The organism is Oleiphilus sp. HI0123 (assembly GCF_001635315.1).
This window is the reverse complement of sequence record NZ_LWGE01001183.1, coordinates 1-2,079: the sequence shown is the minus strand read 5'-3', so window position 1 is coordinate 2,079 and position 2,079 is coordinate 1. Positions and strand designations below refer to the sequence as shown.

The window sequence follows — 2,079 nt, the reverse complement described above, 5'->3', positions numbered from 1 at the left end:
GCTGTACATTCCTGACTTCTTTTTCAGTGGCCACCCGAAACACTTCTGCGCACAGTTCTGCTTTCGATGCGAAGTACTTATATACAGTACCGGTCGCAACATCTGCCCTTTCAGCCAACAAAGCAATGGTTAAAGACTGAAAACCTCCCGAAGCGACTAACTGCAAAGCAGTATCCAAGAGCAGTTTGCGCTGTGCTTTCTTTCTGGCTTCAGTTTTTTCTGTCGGGCGATATGCCATGGAATACTCTTTAGTTTTTCTCTTCACACGAGCTTATGAAGAGCTCTTAGAACTGGGTCCTTGAATTTTATCCTAAATGCGCAGAATTGACTATTGAAGCATCGCGTGATTCAATAGCACAAACAAATGAATACAAGTTCACTTTATCTAAAGGTACGGAGTAAGCGACCATGACCTCTTCTGAATCTTTCAAGCCGAGCAACGCCTATTGGCCAGAAACTCACACTGTCGAGAATCAACCCGAAGCATTGGAAAACTACAATGCCTATGAAGAAGATGCCGCACTCAAAGATGCAGTTAAAGCTCATCAAGGACAAGCTTACAGCGAGGATCTTTCACGTTTTGGCAGGGTCACCGGGTCAGCCGAAGTGCTTGAATGGGGCTTTCAGGCGAACGAGAATAAACCGGTATTCTTTACTCACAACCGCCATGGTAAGCGTATCGATGAGGTACGCTTCCACCCTTCTTACCACCAACTCATGGCGCTCTCAATTAAGGAAGGCATCCACTCTTCCCATTGGACTAAACCTGGCCCAGGCGCTCATGTCGCACGTGCCGCCAAGAGCTATATGATGAGCCAGGTTGAAGCAGGTCATGGCTGCCCTATAACTATGACTTCTGCCGCTATTCCGACACTAAAAAGGCAGCCAGATATCTATGACATATGGGCCCCCAAAGTTATGCATCGAGAATATGACTACCGAAATGTCAGCCATGAAGAAAAGGCAGGCCTCACAATAGGTATGGCAATGACCGAGAAACAAGGTGGTTCCGATGTTAGACAAAACAGTACGCGCGCCTTTGCAATGGGTGCCCAGGGACCCGGACAGGTTTACGAACTAATCGGGCACAAATATTTTGTGTCAGCCCCCATGTCAGACGCATTTTTAGTACTCGCCCAAACTAGTTCGGGTGTTTCTTGCTTCTTGGTGCCACGCTGGCGACCCGATGGCAGCAAGAATCCGATGCAAGTACAACGCCTGAAAAATAAAATGGGGAACGTCTCCAATGCTTCCAGTGAGACTGAGCTACGCGGAGCAATGGGGTGGATGATCGGCGAAGAAGGTCGAGGTGTATCGGTAATTTTAGAGATGGTTGCCATGACCCGCTTTGACTGCATGATTGGCACCTCGGGCATGATGCGCCAGGCAATCTCCCAAATCACTCATCACTGCCGCCAACGCAAGGTGTTTGGCAATACACTCGATAAACAACCACTCATGCAAAATGTACTCGCCGACCTGATTATTGAGCACGAAGCAGCTACGGCTTTAAGCATGCGCATGGCGAGGGCACTCGACTTAAGCAGTGAACACGAGCAGGAAAAACATTTAGTGCGCATGGGAACTGCTATCGGCAAATACTGGATCTGCAAGCGGGCCCCCGGCCACGCCTATGAAGCAATGGAGTGCATTGGCGGTAGTGGCGTAATGGAAGATAGTATTATGCCCCGACTATTCAGAGAGTCTCCTGTAAATAGCATTTGGGAAGGTAGTGGCAACGTCCAGTGCCTGGACATGCTTCGCGCCACGCGTCGTAATCCTGAATCTCTACAAGCCTTCCTGACCGAATTGCATACTGTAGAAGGTAAGCATTCACTGATGGATGAAGCCCTAAATGATCTTCATCAAGAATTCTCTAATCAGAAGGATATAGAATACCGCTCCAGAGGAATCGTTGAAAAGATGGCACTTTGCTTCCAAGGGGCAAGCCTACTCCAATATGGAAATGAAGAAATCGCCAATGCGTTTTGCCTCGCCAGACTAAAAAGTGACAACAAAGGTTGGGTTTATGGTACCCTACCAGGCGATATTGATTGTTACTCGATCATTAATCGAGCA

The 2,079-nt window shown here is 48.0% G+C and carries 2 protein-coding genes; one reads left to right on the top strand and one right to left on the bottom strand.

Features of this window, described 5'->3' with window-relative positions:
* A partial coding sequence (locus A3761_RS13115; protein ID WP_156491831.1) for a TetR/AcrR family transcriptional regulator occupies positions 1 to 238 on the bottom strand: 238 nt, incomplete at its 3' end.
* Between the two features lie 170 nt (positions 239 to 408).
* Between A3761_RS13115 and A3761_RS13110 the strand changes: the two genes are divergently transcribed.
* On the top strand, positions 409 to 2,079 hold a 1,671-nt coding region (locus A3761_RS13110; RefSeq protein ID WP_068750323.1), incomplete at its 3' end, for an acyl-CoA dehydrogenase family protein.